Raw genomic sequence first — 1,224 nt, forward strand, 5'->3', positions numbered from 1 at the left:
CCGACCTAACGGAAGATGAGGGAACGTCAATCGAACCAATTTTGATGTCAGTTTGAGGAGGAACCAGGTGGGGAGTTCTGGTCCTCTGAAATGAGGCCAACGCGGAAGTAACTTAAAACTGCATTCTATCAAAAGGCCACCAGGGGGCGACCGTTTTGGTGTCAAAAGGACTTCCGTCTCTATACAAGTCAATGGAGAATTCACCAACTTCTCACTTGATTTCTAACCTCAGTAAACGTTTTCAAAATGTGTTTATGGTCTCAATCGCTAGTTTAAAGCCTTCTTCAATGCAGTATGATGTTCATTTGGGACATTTTGGCCTCCCTGATTTTATATTTGACGATAAAGCAGGGTATGCATTAGGGCGTGGCTACGTCGTGGTTGACAGGTTGGTCGGTTCACAGGTTCAGGCGACGCCTGATGCCCATATAAGTAGAATCCGTGTAGAACAAGTGCAACATTGCATCAGTAAGAACAATGCATCGCTTCAATATGTTATCAAAAGAAGCCTTGCAGGAGTTATAGTTTCATTTGACAATAGAGGAAGCTCCGCACTAGGCAGAGCATGAAAAAATTAACGAGAACTCAGATTGTTCCTCTCCACGGAAATCTTTAGTAAAAGGCGAAAGATTTATACGATCTGAAGAGAAACGTGAGTGTACTGCCCCTTTCTTGCCACTATGGGGGTACTCATTCACTTACATACACCCTGCTGTGACGGTGGCACTTCAATCATGAACTAGTCTATAAATGACAGGAACGTCTGACTGTCTGTCTGTCTGTCTGTTATTCGCACATCTCTCGAACCGTTCATCTGATTTATTTCAAACTTGACAGGTGTCTTGCTACGGGCTCCAGTAAGTGCGGTGCCAAGTTTGACGTTGTTTGGATAAGGAATGTAAAAGATATAGATACATATATGGGTAAAAGAAGCACGCATTTGCTGTTGCCGCTTCAGCCGCTGGCCACTCCCCCTCTCACACAGCACACTGAGCACAGCGCGTGACCTAACGTGCGCTCTTGCTTGCACGCTCCAGATTTTGCTGGCGTCAAAGAACCGCTATATTGATTAGAGTTTGGTCGTCTGAATTTGTAGTGAAAACACATGCTAAAACCGATTATGCACAGGCACTAGTAGGATACTTTATATTTCACATGAATAGAAGCCCCGCAAATAGCAGGGCATCAAAAAATTCATAAAAACTCATGTTGTTCCTCTCCACG

General features: G+C 44.1%; 1 protein-coding gene. It reads left to right on the forward strand.

The genetic code is table 11. The features are described 5' to 3' along the window. The first annotated feature begins 215 nt into the window (after positions 1–215). Positions 216–569, forward strand: a complete 354-nt coding sequence (locus tag ACGLHR_RS51720; protein ID WP_400103893.1) for a hypothetical protein — start codon at positions 216–218, stop codon at positions 567–569. Positions 570–1,224: the final 655 nt, after the last annotated feature.

It is taken from the genome of Cupriavidus sp. CuC1 (genome assembly GCF_044627735.1).
Classification (GTDB): Bacteria; Pseudomonadota; Gammaproteobacteria; order Burkholderiales; family Burkholderiaceae; genus Cupriavidus; species Cupriavidus ulmosensis.